This is a genomic window from Geoalkalibacter ferrihydriticus DSM 17813 (assembly GCF_000820505.1).
In the GTDB taxonomy this organism is placed as follows: domain Bacteria; phylum Desulfobacterota; class Desulfuromonadia; order Desulfuromonadales; family Geoalkalibacteraceae; genus Geoalkalibacter; species Geoalkalibacter ferrihydriticus.
The window spans coordinates 43892-66665 of record NZ_JWJD01000004.1 but is presented as its reverse complement, the minus strand read 5'-3'; the positions used below and the strand labels follow the sequence as shown (position 1 = coordinate 66665).

Sequence of the window (22774 nt, the reverse complement as noted above, 5' to 3'; positions counted from 1 at the left end):
GTGGTTCCTTTCTTGCCTCAGCACTGCCGGGGGAGGGTCGAGCCCCTTTAAAATAGCCGCGGAACCGGTATTTGTAAAGCCCGCGCGGGGACCTGCGCGGGCGGGTTTGTATAAGGATCTTTTCTCCCGCTCAGGTGTTTTCGACCTGGCAGAACCCGCTGTCATGCACACCATGGTCCTTGGCGGCGTACATTCCCTCAAGAATGTCTGCATAGTGGTCGGTGACCACCTGACGTTTGAGCTTCATGGTGGGGGTGATTTCCTCCTTGCTGAAATCCTGCGCCAGCAAGGTGAAGCGCTTAATGCGCTGAAAGGATGCCATGTCCTTTTGCAAGCGGTCGACGCGGCTGCGCACCAGGGAGAGCACCTGGGGGTGATTGACCAGGTCGCAATGGTCGAGAAAATCGAGTTTTTGTTCCCGCGCAAATTTTTCCAGGTTGTCGAGGTTGGGAACAAGCAACGCGGTCAGGTAGGGCTTGCGGTCGCCGTAGATCATGGCGTTGGCGATGAATTTATCTGTTTTTAGATGGTTTTCGATGTTCTGTGGAGCAATGTTTTCACCGCTGGCGGTGATGATGATATCTTTTTTGCGGTCAACGATGCGCAGAAATCCATCAGCGTCGAATTCGCCGTTGTCGCCGGTTTTGAACCAGCCGTCGTCGAAGGCCGCGCTGGTGTCCTCGGGGCGCTGCCAGTACCCTTGGAAAATAACTGGGCCGCGCAGCAGAATTTCACCATCCTCGGCAATGCGCACCTCGATGCTGGCAAAGGGTCGGCCGACGGTGCCGAGGCGACGCGCGTCAGGAGTGTTGACGGTGATGCCGCCGGCCGATTCCGTCAGGCCGTAACCTTCGTAAATGTCGATCCCCGCTGCCAGGAAAAATTCAGCGATATCGACGCTCAGCGGTGCGCCGCCCGAAACGAAAAAGCGCAACTGGCCACCAAGGTGATCGCGCAACTTGGAAAACACCGCCCGGTCGGCCAACTTGAGAAGCAGGGCCAAGGGCGCCCCTGGTTCTTTTCCGGCGAGGCGCAGGGCGGCTCCGGAACGTCCGGCTTTGAGCGCTCCGAAGAAGATCTGCTTGCGCAGCCAGGGGCCGGAGAGAACCCGTTCCATGATACGGGCGAACATCTTTTCGTAAAGACGCGGCACACTGATCATGATCGTTGGGTGAATCTCGGCGAGATTGACCGGCACCGCCTCGATGCTCTCGGCGTAGGCGATGGTGACGCCCCGGTAGAGCATGAAATAGTAACCGTCGACCCGCTCGAAAACGTGGGACAGGGGCAGGAAAGACAGACAGATGTCGCTGGGGCCGATGGGGAACAACGATGCCACGTCTTGAATGTTGGACAGGATGTTGGCATGACTGAGCATCACGCCCTTGGGCGCGCCTGTCGTGCCGCTGGTGTAAACCAGAGTGGCGAGATCCCGCGGTTTGCCCGCGGCTAAGGTGCTTTCCAGCTGCCGGGGTGGAATCTTGTCCCCGCCGGAAAGAAATTCTTCAAGGGACAGGATCCCGGGATGACTCAGCTCGGGCGCAAGGAAAACAAGCTGTTTGAGTTCCGGCAACTCGTGCCGTCGATGTAACAGTTCGGCGCCGATGCGCGCCGAATGCACAAAAACGGTTCGACTTCCCGAGTCGGCCAGGATGTGGACGATGGCGTCTTGTCCTTCGGTGTGGTAAACAGGAACTGTGGCTGCGCCGCAGGCCATGGAGCCCAGATCGACAAAGGCCCAGCGCGGTGAATTGGGGCCGATGATGGCCACCCGTGCGCCGGGCGTGGTGCCCAGCGCCAACAGCGCGCGGCCGAAGCGATGAATTTCTTCGCCGAGTTGCTGCCAGGTGATGTTGCGGTAGGTGCCTTGTTCCTTATGCATCAGGGCCGGCTGTTGGGACCATTTCTCGGCATTGCTCAAAACCATGCGAACAATGGTGTCATTCATGGGCGGCTCCGGGAGGTTGATCGTCTCGATAAAAGATGTCGCGATCCATTCAGCTGCATGCTGACCAGCTACAAAGTATCCAACTTGATTATATCACAAGGAAAAAAGCCTGTCGGTAGGCTGAAGGGGCGCACAATGGCAAGACCAGAGGGCACAGAGTCAGTGCGGGTGTTGGGGATCACCGGCGGCATCGCTTCAGGTAAGAGCCGCGTGACCGAGGCCTTTCGGCAGCTGGGTGCGGCGACGCTCAGTGCCGATGATCTGGCGCGTGAGATTGTGCTGCCGGGCTCGCCGGTCCTGGGGCAATTGCGCGAGCGCTTCGGCCCCCGGATCCTAGCCGCGGACGGCAGCCTTGACCGGGAGGCTTTGGCGGTCGTTATTTTTGGCGACGAAGAAGCGCGCCGCGATCTTAATGCCATAATGCATCCCGCTATTGCGCAGCTTGCGCAGGCGCATCTTGAGCGCCTGCGGCACACCCAGGCGCCGCTCGTGGTGTACGAGGCGCCGTTGTTGTTTGAGGTCGGTGCTGAAAGGCGGGTCGACGCCGTGCTGGTGGTCAAGGTCGCACCTCAGGTCCAGTTGTGCCGACTGATGGCGCGCGACGGCCTGGATGAAACGGCCGCACGCTTGCGTATCGCTGCGCAGATGCCCCAGGAGGATAAGCTGGCGCGGGCCGATTATGTCATCGACAATTCGGGCTCCCCCGCTCAGACCCAGGTGCAGGTCAGGGACTTGTTCAGAAAATTGACGACGTCTGCTGCCGGTAGAGACCAGCCAGAAAGCTTGCCGTCAGGGTAAGGGTTTCGCCCTGCCGGGGATTGTCGGGAGTGGTGAGCACATGTGGAGCCTCGGGGCCGAACAGATGATATTCCTTATGGGCGCTGCCCAGTTCTTGATAGAGCCTCATGGCGCTCGGCACCAGGATTGTTCGGTCGCCCTGCGCGCTGACGATCAGGGTCGGGCTCTTGATCTGCTTCAGGCGGCGGCGCAGGCAACGGGTGATGCGGTTGATCTGATGCATGCCTTCAACAGGCCGCCGATCATAATAAAAGGGCAGGTTCTGCGGGGTGACCGAGGTGTTCTGATAGGTCTTGAAGAAGCGCAGAATGCCGGCTGCGGGGGCCAGGCGGTGGCGCACCTGGAGAAAGGGCGACAAAAGCACCATCCCCGCAGGGGCCTGCTCCAAGGCGGCGAGCAGCAACAGCAACGCTCCGGTACTTTGTCCCACTCCCGAAACTGAGGTCCCTGTGGCAAAGAGGCGGCGAAGGCCTGCGGCGACTGTCTCCAGCCACTCTTCCATGGTTTTTCCGGCGAGATCTTCGGGTGTTGTACCGTGGCCGGGTAGGCGCAAACCGTAGACAAGAAAGCCGCGTCCCGCCAGATAGGTGCCCAAGGGCCGCATCTCCCAGGGCGAGCCGGAAAAACCGTGAACCAGAAGCACCGCGTTACGAGCCGCTCCGTCGCCCAGCACAAACGGTAGATTTTCCTGCCGTGTGCAGCCATCGGCGCGAGCGCGGGCGATTTCGCTCTCAATCAGGCTCTGCACGGTGCCGCCATCTCCCCGTCGGTTATCCGGATAAAGCAACGCCCCCTTGAAACAAGGAGGCGTTGGGTGTATGAACGCTGGTTGGTCCGGGACTATTTATGAAAGCCCAGGCGGGTGGAAAGCTCTTCCGCCGATTCGAGAACCAGGGGCACGATTTCCTGCGCGATGCGCTCCTCGCCAAGACGCATGGTCGGACCCGATACGCTGATGGCGCCGACGATGCGGCGGGTATAGTCGCGAATGGGCGCGGCCACGCAACGCACACCGAGGTCAAGTTCCTCGTCGTCGATGGCGTAGCCTTTTTCCAGAACTTCGCGCAACTGCTGGTGCAAGGTGTCGCGATCCTTGATGGTGTTGGGCGTGAAGGCCTTGAGTTCACGCGTCGGCAATAGGCTGTCGACCTCTTCGTCGGACATGTGCGCGAGGTGAACCTTGCCCGCGGCGGTGCAGTAGGCCGGCATGCGCGATCCGACGCGTGAAACCACGCGCACCGTCAGATTGGTTTCAACCACGTCAAGATAAACAATGAAGCCTTCCTTGAAAATGGCGACATAGGCAGTTTCGTTGCACTGCTCAACGATTTTTTCCAGGATCGGCTTGGCCTGGCGCAACAGCCCCATTTGCTTGATGAACGTCTGTCCGAGTTCGAGAGCCTTGAGCCCGAGGCGGTAATTCTCGGTGGCCTTGTTCTGCTCGATGTAGCCGCGCGACTCAAGGGTGGCGAGCAGGCGGAAGACGTTGTTTTTATGCAGCTTCAGCCGTTTGCTCAGCTCTGTGACACCCAGTTCGTCGACATCGTCGTGAAACTGCTCAAGCAGATCGAGGGCGTGAGAGACCGCCTGAATGATATATTCGGATTTCTCTTTTCTGGCCATGGTGGTCTTGATCCTTTTTCGAATCGATTACGCGGACAAAGGAAATAAAAAGATTTACCATCTTAGAGAATATGCACCATATGTCAAGCAACAATGCGTGGTCGCGACCATGCAAACCCCGGCCGTACAGGTGTTTGCGATGAGTTTCAGCACGACTTTGAGGTAGAACAAACACAAGAAATATAAAATGTTGTTTTATGAAAGTCAACACAAAGCATAATGAAACAATTCTGTGGCCGCCGCCGTGCCGTTGTTGACTTTACCCCGCCGGTTGGCTACCTTTGACTGCGGATCTTTCAGTACGCAACCGGGGAGAAAACATGCTTAATCTCAGCAAGAAGATACTGGTGGCCATCGATGGCTCACCCCAGTCGGACAAGGCGGCCGAGGAGGCCGTGCGCCTGGCTGTCGCTTCTGGAACACGTTTCAGAAGCAAAATCTACGCCATTATTGTCCTTCCCGGGACGCGCGCGCCATCCTTCACCGATTTCATGCCCTCGCCTCCGCCCACGGAGCGCCCCGGCTGGGAGGAGCAGCGCAAGCGCATTTTCTATGTGGTGGAAAAAGTCGCCGCCGAAACCGGAGTGGCCCTTGAAAACGTCGTGGTTTACGGTGATGCGGCGGAAGAAATACTCGCTTTCGCCGAGCAGGAAGAAATTTCGGTCATCGTCATCGGCTCCTCGGGGGCCGGGCGCGTCAAGCGCGCTCTGCTCGGCAGCGTTTCCACCAAGGTCGCCCTGCACGCCCGCTGTTCGGTGTATATCGTCCGCTAGTCCGCCGATACGACCGAGTCCGTGTCGACTAAACCCCCAACGGCTCCCCGCCGAGGTTCTCTTCGGAAACCAATTCATCCTCTCCCTCCGCAGCCGCGCGATCTTGATCGCGCAACGGCACCCGGTGGCGGGTTTCCTGGCACAGGTAGGAAAAAATTTCCGCCAGACTCTCGCGAATCATCTCCTCTTCTTCCGGAAATTCTCGTGGCGTAAGTTCGAGTACCAGCGCTTCATTGTATTGGGTTTCGCGCAGATGGTTAAGAAAACGGGTCAGGGGCAGAATGCCATGGCCGGGCAGCAAGTGTTCCCTTCCATAGCCGTAGTCGGAGAAATGAATGTTGCGCATCATGCCCGAATCGTAGAAAAGATGAAAATCACTTAGAAAGTTGGCTTTTGACGTGCCCATGTGGGCGGTGTCGAAAGTCAGAAACAGGTTGTGGTGTTTGAGAAAGTCAATCATTTTTCGGGTCTGGCCGAGATAGTAGGGATTGCTTTTGAAGGCGCCGGTGCAGGGCATGTTCTCCATCGTGATGATCACCTGGTTGTGTCCGATTTGCTCTTGAAAATCACGGATCTTTTTCAGCCAGCGCCAGAACCGCCACTCAAACGCCATCCACGAGGGCGGGTGGAAGTTGATCAAGGGAATGCCGGCCTCCAGGGCGAGATTGGCGGTGCGGGTGAGCTGATTCATCTTGTTCCCCCAGCCGTCGATCTCAAAAAAAGGCGCATGCAGTGAGGCGATAGGCAGAATCTGTTGCAGGTCGCGAACGTAGGCGAGATTGTCCTGGTACTGGAAGTCATAGTTGATGATGACTTCCACGCCGTCGAAACCTGTGTCCCTGGCCAGTTCAAAGACTTTTTCCAGGGGCAGGGTATGAAGGCTGCCTGCTGAGAGGATCAGCTTCATGTACAATCCCCGTAAAAATAGAACATTGTTTTAAAATTTCGCATTTTACAGAACCTGGCTACGCTGTCAACGCCACGCGCGCCGCCGATGGTCGGCGGCCGCGTCAGGGGGCATGCACTTTTTCCGCGAGGAAACGCCGGATGTTTTCCGGCGGCGGCGGGGTAACCAGGGAAACGCCGATCATTACGCCGAAAACCAATGGAACGCCAAGGAGCGCTGAGGATGTCGGGTGCAGTATCCCTTGCAGGGCGGGCACCATCTGCGGCAGGAAGAAGGCCGAAAAGGTCACGATTATGCCGGTAAGCATGCCGGCGATGGCGCCGTACTTGTTGGTGCGATCCCACCAGATACCGAGTACGAACACTGGGAACAGGGTGTTGCCGGCCAGAGCGAAGGCCACGGCGGTGATCTCGGCGATCAGCCCCGGCGGATTGACCGCCAGCAGGACCACCACCAGGGCCATAACCAGGGTTGCGCCCTTGGCGACCCGCACGCACTGGCTCTGGCTGGCGTTGGGATTGAGCAGGCGGAAATAGATGTCGTAGGAGAAGGCACCGGCACCGGTGATGAGCAGGCCGGTCACGGTGGAAAAGGCGGCGGCGATGGCGGCGGTGGCGATGATGCCGGTGAGCCACAGTGGCAATCCGATCCACTCGCCCGCCAGGATGACGACGATGTCCGCGGTCTGCCGGGCGGTTTCGGCATCGGGCACGATACCGCGCCGCGCCTGCCAGATGCGGGCGAAGATGGCGTAGGCCGGTGCGCTCCAGTACAGCAGGCCGATGAAAAAAATGCCCCAGAGGACGCTCCAGCGGGCATCGCGCAGGTTGGGCGCGGTATAGAAGCGCGACAGCACATGGGGCAGGCCGGCGGTGCCGACCATCAGAGTGAAGGCCAGGGCGCACCATTGCAGCACTCCCGCATGGGCAAAAGGCTGGGTGAAGGCACCACGGGTGTGCCCGCTGAGTTCGTGCAGGGCGGGGCCGTAGCCGAACTGAGGCACGACCCAGAAAAAGTTCATTTTGTTGGCGATGACCATCAGCGGAACGATGAAAAACAGAATCAGCACCGTATAGTGAAATTTTTGGTTGCGATTGGCGCCGAGGGCGCCGGCAAGAACAATGTAGGTCATGACAACCGCCGCGCCCAACAGCAGGGACTGGGTGTAGTCGAAACCGAAGATCCAGGAGAAAATCAGGCCGATGCCTTTGTATTGGGCGACGCAGTAGATCAGGGAAATAATGATGGCGATGATGGCCGAGAGCAGGCGCGCCGCGGGTGAAGCGTAGCGCTCTTCGACGAATTCGGGTGCGGTGAATTTGCCGAAGCGCCGCAATTGCCCGGCAAGCAGGATGAGCAGCAGGACATAGCCGCCGGTCCAGCCGATGACGTAAGCCAGGGCGAAATAGCCCTGTAGATAAAAAATGCCGGCGATGCCAAGCAGCGACGCGGCGCTCATCCAGTTCGAGGCGATGGACGCGCCGGCCCCAACGACCCCCGTGGTGCCGCCGGCAACCGGATAGTATTCACTGCCGCCGCGAATCCGGCTGAACAGGCCGGCGACGAGAAACGCCCCCAGAGTGAGAAGCAGAATCAGGGCCGGGCTCCATTTGAACCCCTCAAAAATCATGGCAGCTCCTACTTGCGCGGGCGATAGGTTTGGGTCAGGCGATCGACGAAGGTATTGAAGAGGAAGCACAAGACGATGAACCAGACGATCAGAAAATGTCCGCTGTACCAGAAATGGAAGGGAAATCCGAAGATGCTGAGATCGGTGAAAAGGCCCTCGCCCTCGGGCGTGCGGCTGGTCCAGGCCAGCAGCAGTTGAAAGCCGAAGGTAAAGACTGTCCAACTGGTGAGCAGCACCCAGATGTAGGTCACCTTCTGGCGCATGTAGCCGGGGCGGGGACGAAAGAAATTGACACGGTAATCATCGCTGGGCGGTTTTGACTGCGGTGCGCGGCTGGTCATGGGGTTCCTCCGTGGCCGCAGGCGCAAGAGGCCGGGCCGGTTGGATGAAGTGAGAGAAACTTTACCATAGACGCGGCGTCCTGAGAAGTTGCTTAGCCGTTTTGTGCGCCGCCCGGCCCAGGTTCTTCGGCGACGCAGCCGCCGTCCTTGATGATCTCGCGTATCACGCTGGTGGCGTAGCTGCCGCGCGGCAGGGAAAAGGTGACTTCAAGGTCAGCGTCCAGCGGATGAGCCGCCGGCTGGTGCAGAGGCACCCGCAGCGGACGCCGTTCGCCCTCCATGGTCAAGCCGGCGGGCAGGCGGAAGGATTCCAGGTTTAAGCCGGCTTCGGCCAGCAGACTTTCTTCGAGCAGGCCGGCCTGGGCGGTCGCCAGGCGCACTTTGGTGCCGAAAAGCGGTCCCGAGGGGCTGATTTCAAATTTGTCGGCGCGCGGTTGCTCGATGTTCGGGTCATCCACCTGAAAGCAGGCGCCCTTGCCGTGGATATAGGCCAGATCGCCGGGCCAGAGCACGTCAAGGCTCGATAAGCGCATGGCGACGAGGCGATCAAATAGCCAGGACTGGCAGGCGGAAAGATACAGGCGCAGCTTACGTCGAGGAAAGGCCAGGACAGCACGGCGCACATCCTTATCGGACATTAGCGAATTCACCAGGCGTCGTTCATCCGCCATGTGTCTGGGTAGCGCTGCCTGGGCTGCCCTCAAATCGCCGTCGCGAAAGGATTGGGCTGCCTGCCGCCAGCGGGGATCCTGAATAGCAGCCGGGTCGCCGAGGATCTGCCGGGCCGCTTCGTTGAAGTCGCCGGCCACCAGGGCGCGCCCGATGAGATGGCTGTTGTTGAGCACGCCATAGCGCTGGGAGCCGAAGATGTTGGGGACGCCCACCTGCGCGAGGACGTGGAGAACGTCGCGGGTGGTTTCCAGGGTGTTGGTGTTTGCCCCGCGAATGCGGATGCGGAACTGGTTGCCGGCAAGATGACCGAGGCGCAGCTTGTTGCGGTGATAGTCAGCTTCGAGGATCCGCACGCCAGGCAGATCGAGTTCGCCAAGCTGCTCGCGGCGCACCCCGGGTAGGGAAATCCATTGGCGCGTGAGGGCGCGGGCATCCTTGAGCCCCGCGTAACCCAGATCACGTTCGCGCAGCCCGAAAGCGCGGGCCAGGTGACGCAGCAGGTCCAGGGTGGTGAGTCCCCTTTTTTCGACAAACAGGTACAGATGTTCCCCCTCGCCGCAGGGCCGATACAGGGGAAGTTCCTCGACCTCGAAATCTTCAGGGGTCTGTTTGATGTGCCCGCCGGTTCCGGGAAAATGCGCGGATAGATAGGGTGTCACGGACAACTCGTTGCCCAGTTCACGCGAAAGCCGGGGCCGACGAGAGGTGGAGCGACCTCAACGTTCCGCGCCTGACGGCGGAAATGGACGAAATACATGGGGCCGCCCTGTTCGAGGGAGCGCAGCATATATTTCGAGCGCGGATAATCGGGCAACTCGTTGAGCAGAGGCGCTGCGTGGGCGGGTCCATAGCCCGGATGTTCGCTTAGCAGGTGTGCCACATCCCGGGCATAGTCCGCGACATCGGAGCTGAAATAAAAATCCCCATCCGCGCGCAGGGCGAAGTCCATCAGGGGAAGAAATTCGGCACTGACCAGCCTGCGCCGCCGGTGGCGTTTTTTCGGCCAGGGATCGGGACAGTTGATGAAAATTTCGCCGAGACTCGCCGGGCGGATATGGTGGCTGAGAAAATGGCGCGCTTCGGCGCGCACCACCCGCACGTTGCTAATGCCTTCGTCTTCGAGTTTGCGGCAGGTTTTGTGGCAGCCGCGGTTGAAGATATCGATGGCGAGGTAGTTGCGGTGCGGGTTGCGCCGCGCCCGTTCGACGATGAAGTGGCCGGTTCCGCAGCCGATTTCCAGGGATAGGGGGGCAGAGTTTCCGAACACCTCTGACCAGTCGGCCACGGTCTTAACGCGTTCCTCGGAAAAAAAGAAGGGTGAATTGATCAGAATCATGCGTTGGGTCATAAAACATCCTCGTTGCCGCAACATCGGCACGATTTGGTAACATAATCCCGGTTATTTTGCAATGGCCGCGGCTTCGGCGAGGCGCCGGCAGAAAAGTTGCGCCACGGGAGTTAGCTCGCGATTGCGCCGATGGACAAGGAAAAAGGGGCGCCGCAGGGAGAAGTCCGTCAGGGGTACGACGGCCAGGGTGCCGCGGCTGCGCTCCTCGGCGGCCGCCAACGATGAGATAAAGGCGATGCCGATGCCGGCCTTGACACTTTCGCGAATGGCCTCGCCGCTGCCCAGTTCGGCCACCACCCTGGCTTTTTCCAGGTCGAAGCCCTGTTCGCGTAACGCCCGCACGGTGACCGTGCGGGTACCTGAGGCACGCTCGCGCAAGAGAAAATCCTCGTCCCGCAAATCCTCAAGGCTGACCTGGGGTCTGCGCGTCAGGGGATGCTCGGGTGGTGCGACCAGAACGATTTCATCCCGGAACAGCTCACGGCACTCCAGGCGCGCGTCCTTGGCCTGGGCGCCGATGAGGGCCAGTTCCAGCTCGCCTTGCAGCAGTCCACTCTCGATGTTGCTGGTGCCGGATATTTGCAGGCTCACCTGCACGGCAGGCACTTGCCGCTTGAGTGCGGCGATCTGACGCGGCAACAGATAGGCGCCGGGAATGGTGCTGGCGCCCAGGCTGAGATGGCCCGCGAGGTTGCCGCGGAAGTGTTCCAGGGCCTGGCACGCCTCGTCCTTGAGGCGCAGGATGCGCTGGGCATACTGATAAAGAATTTGTCCGGCCGGGGTTGGTTGCACCTCGCGTCCGAGCCGGTCGAGCAGTTTTTCGCCGAGCATTTCCTCCAGGTGGCGGATATGTTCGCTGACCGTCGGTTGGGACAGCAGCAGCGCTTCGGCGGCACGGGTGAAGCTTTTGTGCTCGACGGTGCGGCAAAATACTTCGAGGCGTTTAAGATCCATGAAGACTCCTGAAGGGTAGGTCAGGTTGTAACTGTTCAGCATGCACCGCAGACCGCGACGGCATCGCCTGCGGCGCGATTGGGCATTGCCGCTGAATCCTTAGGTCTGGTTCAGCTATTCGGGCGGCGCCTGATCCGGCAGCCTGGCGGCAAGTTCGCGCATGTCGGCAACCAGGGCTGCAATATCCGCCTCCAGGGTGTTCCACGAACACATGAAGCGGGCATGGCCCGAGCCGATGAAGGTATAAAAGTGCCAGCCCCGCGTCCTTAAGCTCTCGATCAAAGACGGCGGCATGCTGACAAAGACGGCGTTGGCCTGGCGTGGGTGGGTGAGTGTGACGCCCTTGATCTTGCGCAGTTCGCTTTCGAGGAGCGCCGCGCAACGATTGGCGTGGGCGGCGTTGCGCAGGTAGGCGCCGCTTTCCAGCAAGCCGATCCAGGGTGCGGCGAGAAAGCGCATCTTGGAGGCGAGCTGGCCGGCTTGTTTGCAGCGGTAGTCGAATTCCTCGGCCAGGCCGCGGTTGAAGAAAATCACTGCCTCGCCCACGGCCATACCGTTTTTGGTGCCGCCGAGGGTGAGCACGTCGACGCCGGCGCGCCAGGAAATGTCGGCCGGGGACGCGGCCAGGCTCGCCAGGGCGTTGGCAAAGCGTGCGCCATCCATGTGCAGGTGCAGATTCAGGTGGCGCGCCTGAGCGCCGACTGCCTGCAGCTCCTGCAGGCAATAGACGGTGCCCAGTTCGGTGGCCTGGGTGATGGAGAGCACCTTGGGCTTGGGGTAGTGGATGTCGCTGCGGCGCGCGACGGTATGAGCCACGGCGTCAAGATCAACCTTGCCGTGTTCGCCGGGGACCAGCAGGATTTTCGTGCCGTTGGAGAAAAACTCTGCGGCACCGCATTCATCCGTTTCCACATGCGAACTCTCGTGGCAGATAACGCTGTGGTAAGAATGGCACAGGGCAGCCAGGGCGAGAGAGTTGCCGGCGGTGCCGTTGAAGACGAAAAACACCTGGCAATCGGTTTCAAAAAAATCGCGCAGCAGATCGCAGGCCCGTGCTGTCCAGGGATCATTGCCGTACGCAGCGGCAGTGCCTTGATTGGCCTGGGCCATGGCCTGCCAGGCTTGCGGACAGATGCCGGAATAGTTGTCGCTGGCGAATTGGTTTTTTTGCAGGACCGGCGCGGGAGCTGATTTCATCATGATATCGATTCCCAGGGGCAGGAGGAAAACAAAGACAAAAGGCCTACGGATAAAACCGTAAGCCTTTTGTTTGGTTGGAGCCACCCATCGGATTCGAACCGACGACCTGCTGATTACGAATCAGCTGCTCTACCAGCTGAGCTAGGGTGGCGTTTTTTTGCATGAGGTCATGTATTTACCGCAAGCGCGCGGCGGAGTCAATGGCTTTTCAGGTGAGGCCGCGGCAGGTTCAGGGGGCAAGGCGTTGTCATCGATTTTGCTGGAGATACGTGCTAAGGTCTGCCTGCGGCCGCTGGTTCGCCGAAAAACCCTGGGGTTAGCGCGGCCGGGGTTTGCCTTCCGGTCCTGCTGGATGGAGTTTCTATGCCGACGATTTTGTTCACCACCGTCCTCGCCCTGTCCGTTCTCTATGCGCCGCAGCCCCTCCTGCCGGTGATCATGAGCGAGTTTGATGTGTCGCGCTCCAGCGCTGCCTTGCTCACCACCGTCTGCTTTTTGCCGTTGAGCGTGGCACCGCTGGTTTACGGTTATGTGCTGGAGTCCGTACCGCCGCGGCGGATGCTGCGGGTGAGCGTTTTTCTTCTGGCGATTTCCCAGGTTCTTTTTTTCTGGGGCCCGACCTTCTCATTTCTGCTGGCCGTGCGCGTGTTCCAGGGGGCGCTGATCCCCGCCATTTTGACCGCGCTCATGACTTATGTATCCCAGGCCAGCGGCAAGGGTTCAGTGCAGCGGGCCATGGCTGTTTATGTGTCGGCGACCATCCTGGGCGGCTTTCTGGGGCGGGCCTTTTCCGGTTGGGTGGCGACAAGCTTTGGCTGGCGTTACAGCTTCCTGGTACTTGCCGCGAGTCTGCTGCTGGCTTTCTTCCTTCTCGGCCGGTTGCGCGACGCCTCTTCTTTGAATCTCAGCAAACCGCACCCGCGGGTGTTGCTGGAAGTCCTCCGGCGCCCCGGGTTTTTACGCCTTTATCTGGCGGTCTTCGGGTTTTTTCTGGTATTTGCCGCCATCATGAACTTCATTCCCTTCCGCTTGACCGAGATCAGCGACGACGCCAGCGAGTTTCGCATCGGCTTGATGTACAGCGGCTATCTCATGGGTCTGGTTACGTCTTTGAGCGCTGTGCGCATCAGTGGTTGGCTGGGAGGCGAGATGCCGGCTCTGCGCCTGGGCCTGGGGCTGTTCGCCTTGTCGCTGAGCGGCATGTTGGTCTCTTCGGTTCCGGTGTTGTTCGGTGTCATGTTTGTGTTTTGCGCAGGCATGTTTCTCGCTCACGCGACGGCCTCGGGGCTGCTCAACCGTTGTGCCGGTGCCAACAAGGGGGTCATCAATGGGCTCTATGTATCTTTTTATTACGCCGGGGGGGCGCTGGGATCCTATGCGCCGGGGCCGGTGTATCGGATTTTCGGCTGGGAGGGCATGATTTGGGGACTTTTCGGGGCGGCATTGCTGACTTGGCTGGCGGTCTGGAAATCGGGACCGACGAATCAGGATCCAGATGAAAATCAGGCAAGCACGTTGAGAAGGCCTCCGCGGGGAGGTCTGCGATCGACGGATGAATCTTGAGGGGCAAGGGTGAAGGCGCCGGGTGAATCTTCTCCCGCTATCAGGTCCCGGCGGGCTTGACCAGCCATTTGCGTGGCCTTTGCGGCAATAGCCCGATCCGCGGGTGAAGGATCAAGGGGAGCAAGGGCTGCGCGGCGAACGATTTCAGCCTTTTCCAACGTCGCCTGCGGGTCGCCTGGAATCCTGCTGGTATCGATGCTGACTTCGCCGGCGACGGCATAGGTGCTGCCGTCGGGGCCCTGCTCCAGGGTGTAGGTGGGATGTCCGGCATGGGCGCCGCCGATGGCGGCGTGGGCCGCCTCATGCGCGCGAACCTGGCGGTCGCGGACTTGCAGGGCACGAATCGCTTCGGCCTCGGCGCTCAGGGTGACGCGATCGGTCGGCGCCGAAATATCGCGTTTGTTGTTTGCAGAGTAGCGGCGTTCCGGGCTGTGGTCCGACCCCACCGCGGGCGCCGCGGTGGGGCGCGATACCTGAAACACGCTGGCGTCGGCCATGCGTGCATAGCGTGCAATGAAGGTTACAGTTCCAAGTGGCGAGGGCACAAGACATCTCCTGGGAAATCGCGTCGCTATCTGTGGAGATTGTAATCGATTTCCTGCTCGCCGACAAGCTTATGCTTAGCTTTTGGCTTCCGGCCATTTCAGCGCACTGGCCGGACAGGCGGCAATGCATTCGGGACACTTGAGGCAATCTCGATCCTGGAGAGCGCCCAGCCGTTTGTCTGCGGCAATGGACAGATTCATGGGGCAAGCCGTTTCGCACTTGCCGCAGGAGCGGCAGGACGCGGCAATCTGCAGGCGCAGTTTATGCCCGCCAAGCAGGTTCTGCATGGTGCCCATGGGACAGATGGCGCACCAGGCACGGGGATGCAGGGTGAAAGCTAGACCCAGGCCGACAGCGGTGGTCACCGCGCACATGGTCCAGAAAACAAACCCCCAGTGGTTGAGATCGCCGGGATTCTGCGCAATGCGCCACACCATGAACCCCATCAGCGCGGCGAGAACCACCAGCCGAAAGGGCATCCCGCGCATGAACGCGGGAACCTTGCCGCGCGGAGCAAGGGGGGCGATTATTCGATCGAAGAATGCGCCGCGTGGACAGAGGTTGCCGCACACATAGCGCCCGCGGATGACCCCGCCAACCATACCGGTCGCCATGGCGGCCGCGACGCTAAAGCCCAGCAGCGGATATTTCCAGCCCAGAGCAATGGTGATCAGCATGATGGGCAGCAGCACCCATTGCAGTACCCGACGCTGGGAGACCATCTGGTATTTTGGGTGAATGACGGCTTCTGTAGACACGAGGCGGCTCCTTGGTTGGCGTTTGTTTTAGATGCAGAAAGCTTTATATATGAAAGTATAGAATATGTCAAGCCTTGTGTCTTATGGGCGTGAGCATCTCGGGCATGTGGTGAGGTGGCGAACGTTTTTTTGGGGGGATGCCGCAGGAAAAAAGAAAAGCCCCCTGATGGGGGCTTTTCGGGTCGGTCTGTTTGGTCGGGATTAGCGGATGTGGCACTCGCCGCAGCGGGTGGGGCCGCCTTTCTGGTCGTGGCAGTCTTTGCAGGACGCGCCATGAGCGGAGTCGCGATCGATAGCGATGGCGCCGGGCTCGCCTTCGCCATGGCAGGCAACGCAGGTACCATCTTCATATTCGATGTGCTTCACATGGTCAAAGGTTACGTTGCCATTGCGGGCTTCGTAGGTGTAGATATCCTGGGCTTTCTGGGCGGCAATGCCGGTGGCAGCGGCAAAGAGGACGACCAGGGCAATCACGACGAACTTCTTCATTTCAAGCCTCCTGTCAAAAAAAAAGGTTAAAAAAACATCTGCGGTAAATTTGTAATGGGAAAGTGACGGTTTGTCAAGTCCGATCGGTCCAAAAGCAAGAGTTTCGGCAAGCTTAGTCGGGGGGCTAAGAGTTGAATTTCTCCAGGCGTTCGGCTTTGGCGAGGGCCTCTTTTTCCTTGGCGATGGACTCGGAACAGAAGCTCCACATCTGATAGTATTCCAGTGACATGATCGTGATGCCGGCGGCGAATACGGCCCAGAAATTAGTGCCGAGCGCTTCGCCGTAATAGTAAAAGGCATAGAAGCCAAACAGATAACCGAGGTGCGACCAGCCTTTGTATTTGCCTTCACCAGAACTCATGCGCGAGAGAATCAGCACCAGGGCGGAGAAACTGTACACCACAAGGGCGATGCTGATGAAATTGGTGGGCGGGGCGCTGCCCAGGGCGGAGCGTACGCCGGGGGAAATTTGCGGCAACAGGGTTTCGTGGCCGAAGGCCGCAAGGCTCATCAGCAGAAAAACGGCCAACCCCCAAAGGCCGCGACGCGATAGGACCTGAAGGTGCTGGATGCGCGCTTGAGCGTCCGCCTGTTTGTCGTTGGACGTACCACTCTCCGGCGTTTCCGGGGGCGGGCGGCGCAATTTCTGCCGGATCCTCATGGTATGATAGCTACTCCCGAAATTACAGGCTTTTGGAGGCGTTTTCCCGCGCCTTGATCTCGCGCGTCAGGTCGTCGATTCTCTTCTGCAGTTCCTCCAGTTTGACATCGCATTGGTGGCGGTCTTGAGCGAGGCGCTTAAAATTGGCGGCCAGGCTTGCCACTTCCTCGGTACCTTCGGGTTCCTGAGCCTTCAGGTCGCCGTCGCTGATCCTGTCGGCAAAATACACCAACTGGCGCACCGGCAGCAAGACGTTGCGCCGCAGCAAGGCAATGACGCCGCCCACGGTGAGGACCATGACCATCAGGCAGAAGATGATCAGGCGGATGCGCAAGGTGGCCAGGGATTGCAGTAGGGGCGCCTGGGACATGCCGATGTCAAGGGTGCCGAGAATCTGTTCATCGGGCGAGTGTACATGGCAGGCTCCGGTGTAGCAGCTTGGCTCGTTGTAAACGGCGGCGGTGATGGCGATAACCGGCTTGCCTTGCTCGTTTTTGAATTCACGCGCCTGGTCCATGGGGCCGAGGTGTACAGCTGGAACTTCGCCGGCATGGCACTCGATGCAGCCGGCGACTTCCTTGTCCAGCATCTGTAAGACTTCCTCCTCGTGGGCGGAGAACATGATCACACCGCGTTTATTGAAAATGCGTACGTGTTCGACGCCTTTTTGCCCACCGATATCGTTGATGGTTTGGCGCAGGGATTCGCGGTCATCCTTGAGCATGGAATAGCGCGTTGCCTTGACAATGATATCGGCGAGCTGGATTTCGCGCTGAATGGTGTCCTGAATCAGGTCTTGCTTGACGAACGAGTACAGAAGGATGCTGCAGACTATGACGAACCCGGTGACGGTCAGGCCGACCGGCACCAGGGCCCTTGAGACAATGGTTTTTAGAGTGCTCACGCTACCTCCCGGTTCGCTCGGCTCGATAAGAAAAGGGCGGGGTGGGGGCCACGCCGGCGCGGATATTTTGTATTGGACATCTCAGTGCTGTTTTGGCTCGGTGCGCGCTGCGGGCTTTGCCTGGCTGCCCGGAGCATCGTCTTTCCCTGTAGCGTCCTCGTGCTCCTCCCATCCCGTCCACATGGGTTTGAAGTGGGCAAAAGGGGTGTGTCCGAGGGTCGCCAGGTAGACGTGAGTGAATAAAAAGGCGATAAGCGCGCAGGCCAACAAAAAGTGGGCGCCCGCGACGAATTTCACTCCACCCAGAAACAACACGACAGGGCGCAACAGCTCGATATTCATCAGCAGCAAGCCGGAGAGTATCACCAGTGGCACCAGCACCATCATGATGATTACATAGGCGGATTTCTGCAAGGGGTTGAATTTGTTTTCCGGCGTCGTGACGTGGGGATTGGGTTTTCCGCGGAAATAATTGAAAAAATAGAACAGGCCCTGCCTGAAGAGCCCAAGACGTAAATCTTCCTTGGTGGGGAGGTAGAGTTTCAGAAGACTGCGCGCCACGATCAGGTAATAAATCAACCACAGGCAGAAAGAAATGGACACCACGATGCCGGCGGTGTCATGCAGTCTGATGGCAGCCTTGTAACTGCCGAAGAAGTTAACGTATTCAGGATAGCGAATCTGGGCGCCACTGAAGATCAGCGCGAGAAAGCCGAACGCGTTGAGCCAGTGCCAGATGCGCACCGGCGTTGGCGTCAGATAAATTTTTTGTTTATGCTTCATCCCTCGCCTCCTCCCGTCGATTGACCAATGCCGGTCACCACTTTCTTTTTGCGGCATAAGCTGTACTGAACATGGAACGTAGCATTGGCTGTGCCAAGCTGCAGCCGATTGACCAAATTCTTTTTAACTTCCCGATAATAAGGAAGGTTTTGATTTTTTCCGGCAAAGGGGCAAGAACTCAGTTTTCGCCGAGATGTATATTTATTATATGCAGCCAGCCGTTGCGATAAGTCTTTTTACTGCCGCCAGGCAGGGGTAAGGCCTGCGTGTAAGGGGATGTGCGGGTGCGTGTGGTGGCCTGTATAAAAAAAATGTACGTGCCCGGCAAAAAAATAGCAGTTTGGGGCGCCGGCCCAGGCACTTCTTGGGTTGGGCACAATGTTCTGTTATGATCTTGCCGCTATGTTTTTCGCGGAAATCTCTGGATCGGTGCGTTCCGGGGAGGTTTTCGTATACCCAATAACCGGCGCAAATGTTTCCTTTTCAGGTGGATGAAAAAGCAGATTGCGTATATTGTGTATAGAAATAGGGATACCTGGAGTCCATGATAGGTTGGGGGCGCGGGCAAGGGGCTCAGCATGCACATAGTTGCCGTTGGAGGGAGCAGGTCAGATGAGGGATGAGGCGCGCATTCTGGTGGTTGACGACGAGAGCGTGATACGCGAGGGTATTCGGCGCATTCTCGAAAACAACAAGTATCGGGTCGATGTAGCGGCCAGCGGTCAGGTTGCCGTTGAGCGTCTGCAGGAGGATGATTTTGACATCGTCGTTACCGACCTGAAAATGCCCGGCATGAGCGGCATGGAGGTTCTCAAGGCCATCCGGATCCTGCAGCCCGACGTGCCGGTGATCATCATCACCGGCTATTCGACCGTCGATACCGCTGTCGAGGCCATGAAGAACGGCGCCTTCGACTATCTCGCCAAGCCCTTCACGCCTGACCAGATCCTCGGCATCGTCGAAAAAGCCCTCGGGCAGCGGGCGATGCTTCTAGAAAATTTCTATCTCAAGAAGGAACTCAAAGACCGTCACGGCTTTGATTCCTTCGTTGGTGAAAGCAAGGCGATGCAGAAGGTGTATCGTCGTATTATTCAGGTCGCGCCCACCGATAGCACCGTCATGATCACCGGCGAAAGCGGCACCGGTAAGGAATTGGTCGCCCGGGCGGTCCATCGCAACAGCCCGCGCAAAGATCAGGCGTTTGTTGCCGTTGACTGCACGTCTCTGGCGGAAACTCTGCTGGAGAGTGAACTTTTCGGCCATGTCAAGGGATCATTCACCGGGGCCGTACAGACCAAAACCGGCTTGTTTAAAGTCGCGGATGGCGGCACCTTGTTTCTCGATGAAGTATCCAATATCAGCCTCACCACTCAGGCCAAATTGTTGCGGGTCTTGCAGGAACGCGAAGTGACGCCCATCGGTGGCACCAAGCCGGTACCCATTGATATTCGCCTGGTCGCGGCGACCAATCGAAGCCTCAAGGAGATGGTCAGCGAGGGCCTGTTCCGTGAAGACCTGTTTTTTCGTCTCAATATCATCCCCGTCGATTTGCCGCCTCTGAGAGAGCGTCTTGGGGACCTGCCGATCCTCGTCGGTCATTTTCTGCAAAAATTCTCGCGGGAAATGGGGAAGGAGATTCGCGGAATGACTCCGGCGGCCATGGCGTGTATCGAGCGTCATTCTTTTCCCGGCAATGTGCGCGAGTTGGAAAACGTCATCGAGCGTGCGGTGGTGCTGGCGGCAGATGACCTGATCGAAGAGGACGACCTGGAGCTGCCGTCCGCCGCGGGCGAAGATGACCAATTGTTTTGTCATTTTGTTCCGCGCACGGCCGATGAACTCAAGGAAACCAAACGTCATGTGCGTGAGCAGGCCGTGGCGCCTGTTGAGCGAGCGTTCGTGCTCGACGCTCTCAAACGCAACGATTGGAATATCACGCGGGCCGCCGAAGAAGTCGGCATGCTGCGCCCCAACTTTCAGGCCTTGCTGAAAAAGCAGGGTATCTCGGTGCGTGAGCATTCCGCAAATTCATAAGGGTATTCTTATTGACCGAAAAAAGCCGCAGGGGATTTCCCTGCGGCTTTTTTCGTGAACGATTTTGGCAAAAATCTCAGGCGGTGGCGGCCAGGCCGCTTTCGGCACGCTGTTTTTTCTGCTCAAAGCTGGCCGGCAGCAGAACGGTGAAGGTGGTGCCTTCCCCCATGCGGCTTTGCACCTCGATTTTTCCACCGTGGTTTTCGATGATGCCGTAGGATACGGACAATCCCAGTCCTGTTCCCTTGTGACCCTTGGTGGAAAAAAACGGATCAAAGATTTTGGTGAGATTTTCCTCCGCAATCCCACAGCCGCTGTCGCTGATTTTTACAAACACCTGCGCATCCCGGTTCAGGGTTCCTGTTTTGATCTTCAGCGTTCCGCCGTTTTCCATGGCTTGGCTGGCGTTTATGAGAAGGTTCATGAATACTTGTTCAAGTTGGTTGGGGTCGGCCAGAATCTGGGGGGGGGAACCGTAGTCGCGCTCCACGCGGATATCGTGGAAGGAGCTATGGTGAGATACCAGAATCAGGGTTTGCTCGAGAACCTGTTCCACCGCGCAGTGCGATTTTTGGGGCACGCTTTCGCGGGCGAAATCAAGCAGGCCGCGCACGATTTCGGCGCACCGCTGGGTTTCGTGGATAATGGTGTCGAAATCGGGTTTAAGGGCGGGGTCCAGTCGCGGATCCTCGGCGATCATCGAGGAAAACATGAGTACCCCGGTCAAAGGATTGTTCAGTTCATGAGCGATGCCGGCCACCAATTCACCAAGGGATGCAACTTTTTCCGAACGAATAAGGCGTGACTGCATGTTCTTGATTTCATGGGTGCGTTCCTCAACCTTGGCCTCGAGCTGAGAGCCCCACTGGGCCAATTCGTCCTGGGCCTGCTTGAGGTTGTGAGTCATATCATTGAAGGCGCCGGCCAACTTGCCGAATTCATCATGAGACTTCAGCTCGACAGGCGACCAATCGCCCTGGGCGATCCTCTGGGTATGGTGGAGTAGTTTGCTGAGTGGGTTGGTGATGAACCTCTGTGTCACCAGGGTCAGGCAGGACGCCACAATCAGCAAGAGCATCAGGGTCAGCACGATGATGTTGTTGCGATAGGTGGCGGTTTGCATATGCATGCCGTCGAGGGAAACGATGACGTCGAGAATGCCGACCATGCTGAGGTCGGGGGGATGGAAATGGCAGTCGGCGGTGGCGCAGCTTTCCTGGTTATAGATGGCCCTGGCCATGCCGAGCACCTCCTTGCCGTCGCGATCTGCGAAAATGCGACTGCGGTTCATGGAGGAAGCGTGGATCAGGGGCGTGTCTTCGGCGTGACAAACATTGCAGCCTTCGGTGTTTTTGTCGAGAATCGTGCCGATTTCGGCGCGCTCCGTTGAAAAGGTGATTTCCCCATCCTTGTTGATCAGGCGAATATGCTCGATGCCCCGCTGCGTACCGACCTCCTGAATCATCTGGTAGACGCGTTTGCGGTCATCTTCTAGCATTTGGTAGTGCGTTGAGCGGATGAGGGTTTCGCTGAGATTGTCGACATCGTGAATGGCTTCTTCAAGAAAGATCTTTTTGAGTGTCGTGACGTTGATAAATGCGAACAGCACCATCGCCACCAGCAGGACGACACCCGTGACCAAGGTCACCTTGGTGATGAGATTGACGCGCACAGCACTCTCCTCTTGTTGCGATAAGTCGCAACCACGATGTTGCCTAGCCCTAAGGGCCGGCGCGTGAAGACCGCCAGCCTGAACTATCCTGAGATTTTATCGGTGTCATTATCCAACCTTCCTTCCGGGCAGTCAATTTGAGTTTGGACGATTACGCCTTTTTCCGTGGGAAAAGGAAGGTTCTGGTGCGTGGTCGGTCCATGAATTTTCTGCGGTTGACAGTTGGTGTCTGTCGCGGTATTAGAATGGCACCCGCAGTCGTGCGGATTGGTAAGGTTTTTTTCGGAGGGTTTTCTTTTTTTAGCCGTTTGTGAAAGGATGTTCTTCTCATGAATAAATCATGTATTCTGCTGCTTTGCTTTTTGCTTATGGTCGCTGTGTCGGCGGGCGCCGTACAGAATCCGCCCCTGGATTCGAACACCGATCGGTTTTCCTATGCCCTGGGTCAACAACTTGGGCGGGATCTGAAAATGGGCGGTGTGGCTGTGACTCCCGAGTTGATCGCTGACGGCGTTCGTGATGCCCTGGCCGGAACCTCGCGCATGGGCGACGAGGAAATGGAGCTTGCCATGGAAGAGATGCAGCGCGAGATGATGATGCGGCATATGGCGATGCAGGAGCAAATGGGTCGTGAAAACCTTGAAAAGGGTAAGGCTTTTTTGGCGGAAAATGCCAAGAAAAAGGACGTTAAAACCACCGCCAGCGGTCTGCAGTATCAGGTAATCACAGCAGGCTCGGGCAAATCACCCGGCCCTGATAGTACCGTCACCGTGCATTATCGTGGCACCTTGGTCGACGGCACGGAATTCGACAGTTCCTACGGCCGCGAGCCTGTTACCTTTCCTGTTTCCGGGGTGATCCCCGGTTGGACCGAAGCCCTGCAGTTGATGAAAGAGGGCGCCAAGTGGAAAATTTTTCTCCCGGCCGAACTCGCTTACGGCGAGCAGGGTGCCGGGCAGGTCATCGGACCTAATCAAACCCTGATTTTTGACGTCGAACTGCTTTCGGTAAACTAGGGTTCTGCTGTTTCTACCCAAAATTTTTTCCGGCGCGGCCGTCGCGTGCCTGTCCTTCGTGTTGACATTGTCCGCCGGGTGGGCTAATTAAGATAGGGTCGCTGGAGTGCTCTCCCCCAAGGGGGAGTTGTGCATGTAATTATCAAGATCCATT

The 22774-nt window shown here is 58.3% G+C and carries 22 protein-coding genes and 1 tRNA gene; 5 read left to right on the top strand and 18 right to left on the bottom strand.

Annotated features, from left to right (window positions below; genetic code table 11):
• Window positions 1–130 precede the first annotated feature (130 nt).
• On the bottom strand, window positions 131–1948 hold the full coding sequence (locus GFER_RS11425; RefSeq protein WP_052446321.1) for an AMP-dependent synthetase/ligase: 1818 nt from the start codon (window positions 1946–1948) through the stop codon (window positions 131–133).
• Between the two features lie 135 nt (window positions 1949–2083).
• On the opposite strand from GFER_RS11425, the gene coaE reads away from it, so the two are divergent.
• Window positions 2084–2746 (top strand): dephospho-CoA kinase, encoded by a 663-nt coding sequence (gene coaE, locus GFER_RS11420; RefSeq protein ID WP_235264076.1) that lies wholly within the window; start codon window positions 2084–2086, stop codon window positions 2744–2746.
• Here the strand turns inward: coaE and GFER_RS11415 are convergent.
• Together GFER_RS11415 and GFER_RS11410 are read right to left on the bottom strand one after the other, a co-directional pair.
• Window positions 2685–3494, bottom strand: a complete 810-nt coding sequence (locus GFER_RS11415; protein WP_161807406.1) for an alpha/beta hydrolase — start codon at window positions 3492–3494, stop codon at window positions 2685–2687. The two genes, coaE and GFER_RS11415, sit on opposite strands and share 62 nt — an antisense overlap.
• A gap of 92 nt (window positions 3495–3586) precedes the next feature.
• Window positions 3587–4369, bottom strand: a complete 783-nt coding sequence (locus GFER_RS11410) for an IclR family transcriptional regulator (RefSeq protein ID WP_040099737.1) — start codon at window positions 4367–4369, stop codon at window positions 3587–3589.
• A 320-nt stretch (window positions 4370–4689) separates the two neighbouring features.
• Between GFER_RS11410 and GFER_RS11405 the strand changes: the two genes are divergently transcribed.
• On the top strand, window positions 4690–5142 hold the full coding sequence (locus GFER_RS11405; RefSeq protein ID WP_040099735.1) for a universal stress protein: 453 nt from the start codon (window positions 4690–4692) through the stop codon (window positions 5140–5142).
• 28 nt (window positions 5143–5170) lie between these two features.
• Here GFER_RS11405 and GFER_RS11400 read toward each other — a convergent pair whose 3' ends face one another.
• The 8 genes from GFER_RS11400 to GFER_RS11365 form a co-directional block, all read right to left on the bottom strand.
• Complete coding sequence (locus GFER_RS11400) at window positions 5171–6049, bottom strand: sugar phosphate isomerase/epimerase family protein (protein ID WP_074669439.1); 879 nt, start codon at window positions 6047–6049, stop codon at window positions 5171–5173.
• A gap of 103 nt (window positions 6050–6152) precedes the next feature.
• The gene (locus GFER_RS11395; RefSeq protein WP_040099732.1) at window positions 6153–7679 is read right to left on the bottom strand and encodes a sodium:solute symporter family transporter; all 1527 of its coding nucleotides are present in this window, start codon (window positions 7677–7679) and stop codon (window positions 6153–6155) included.
• A gap of 8 nt (window positions 7680–7687) precedes the next feature.
• On the bottom strand, window positions 7688–8020 hold the full coding sequence (locus tag GFER_RS11390) for a DUF4212 domain-containing protein (RefSeq protein WP_052446319.1): 333 nt from the start codon (window positions 8018–8020) through the stop codon (window positions 7688–7690).
• A 92-nt stretch (window positions 8021–8112) separates the two neighbouring features.
• Window positions 8113–9351, bottom strand: coding sequence for a tRNA pseudouridine(13) synthase TruD (truD, locus tag GFER_RS11385; RefSeq protein WP_074669440.1), 1239 nt, complete (start codon window positions 9349–9351; stop codon window positions 8113–8115).
• Window positions 9348–10040 carry a tRNA (guanosine(46)-N7)-methyltransferase TrmB gene (trmB, locus tag GFER_RS11380; protein WP_040099729.1) on the bottom strand — a complete coding sequence of 231 codons (693 nt, stop codon included), beginning with the start codon at window positions 10038–10040 and terminating at the stop codon, window positions 9348–9350. Before trmB ends, truD begins: the two co-directional genes overlap by 4 nt.
• Before the next feature lie 51 nt (window positions 10041–10091).
• A complete protein-coding gene (locus tag GFER_RS11375; protein WP_040099726.1) occupies window positions 10092–10994 on the bottom strand; it encodes a selenium metabolism-associated LysR family transcriptional regulator in 903 nt (300 codons plus the stop codon).
• Window positions 10995–11108: 114 nt separating this feature from the next.
• The gene (locus GFER_RS11370) at window positions 11109–12194 is read right to left on the bottom strand and encodes a threonine aldolase family protein (protein WP_052446354.1); all 1086 of its coding nucleotides are present in this window, start codon (window positions 12192–12194) and stop codon (window positions 11109–11111) included.
• Between the two features lie 75 nt (window positions 12195–12269).
• Window positions 12270–12345 (bottom strand) — tRNA-Thr (locus GFER_RS11365).
• Between the two features lie 212 nt (window positions 12346–12557).
• Here GFER_RS11365 and GFER_RS11360 point away from each other — a divergent pair.
• The gene (locus GFER_RS11360) at window positions 12558–13757 is read left to right on the top strand and encodes an MFS transporter (protein ID WP_052446317.1); all 1200 of its coding nucleotides are present in this window, start codon (window positions 12558–12560) and stop codon (window positions 13755–13757) included.
• On the opposite strand, the gene GFER_RS17765 is transcribed toward GFER_RS11360, so the two are convergent.
• The 6 genes from GFER_RS17765 to GFER_RS11330 form a co-directional block, all read right to left on the bottom strand.
• Window positions 13697–14302, bottom strand: coding sequence for a putative metalloprotease CJM1_0395 family protein (locus tag GFER_RS17765; protein WP_052446316.1), 606 nt, complete (start codon window positions 14300–14302; stop codon window positions 13697–13699). The two genes, GFER_RS11360 and GFER_RS17765, sit on opposite strands and share 61 nt — an antisense overlap.
• A gap of 75 nt (window positions 14303–14377) precedes the next feature.
• Window positions 14378–15061, bottom strand: coding sequence for a 4Fe-4S binding protein (locus GFER_RS11350; protein ID WP_235264075.1), 684 nt, complete (start codon window positions 15059–15061; stop codon window positions 14378–14380).
• Window positions 15062–15262: 201 nt separating this feature from the next.
• Window positions 15263–15550 (bottom strand): cytochrome c3 family protein, encoded by a 288-nt coding sequence (locus GFER_RS11345; protein WP_040099724.1) that lies wholly within the window; start codon window positions 15548–15550, stop codon window positions 15263–15265.
• A gap of 124 nt (window positions 15551–15674) precedes the next feature.
• Entirely contained in the window at window positions 15675–16211 is a 537-nt protein-coding gene (locus GFER_RS11340) for a hypothetical protein (RefSeq protein WP_040099722.1), read from the bottom strand.
• Between the two features lie 22 nt (window positions 16212–16233).
• Window positions 16234–17115, bottom strand: coding sequence for a HAMP domain-containing protein (locus GFER_RS11335; RefSeq protein WP_040099720.1), 882 nt, complete (start codon window positions 17113–17115; stop codon window positions 16234–16236).
• Between the two features lie 81 nt (window positions 17116–17196).
• Window positions 17197–17898, bottom strand: coding sequence for a cytochrome b/b6 domain-containing protein (locus GFER_RS11330; RefSeq protein ID WP_082048043.1), 702 nt, complete (start codon window positions 17896–17898; stop codon window positions 17197–17199).
• Between the two features lie 612 nt (window positions 17899–18510).
• Here GFER_RS11330 and GFER_RS11325 point away from each other — a divergent pair.
• Window positions 18511–19932 (top strand): sigma-54-dependent transcriptional regulator, encoded by a 1422-nt coding sequence (locus GFER_RS11325; RefSeq protein ID WP_040099718.1) that lies wholly within the window; start codon window positions 18511–18513, stop codon window positions 19930–19932.
• 76 nt (window positions 19933–20008) lie between these two features.
• Here GFER_RS11325 and GFER_RS11320 read toward each other — a convergent pair whose 3' ends face one another.
• Window positions 20009–21604, bottom strand: a complete 1596-nt coding sequence (locus GFER_RS11320; RefSeq protein ID WP_040099716.1) for a sensor histidine kinase — start codon at window positions 21602–21604, stop codon at window positions 20009–20011.
• 329 nt (window positions 21605–21933) lie between these two features.
• Between GFER_RS11320 and GFER_RS11315 the strand changes: the two genes are divergently transcribed.
• Window positions 21934–22620, top strand: coding sequence for an FKBP-type peptidyl-prolyl cis-trans isomerase (locus tag GFER_RS11315; protein WP_040099714.1), 687 nt, complete (start codon window positions 21934–21936; stop codon window positions 22618–22620).
• The last annotated feature ends 154 nt before the right edge of the window (window positions 22621–22774 follow it).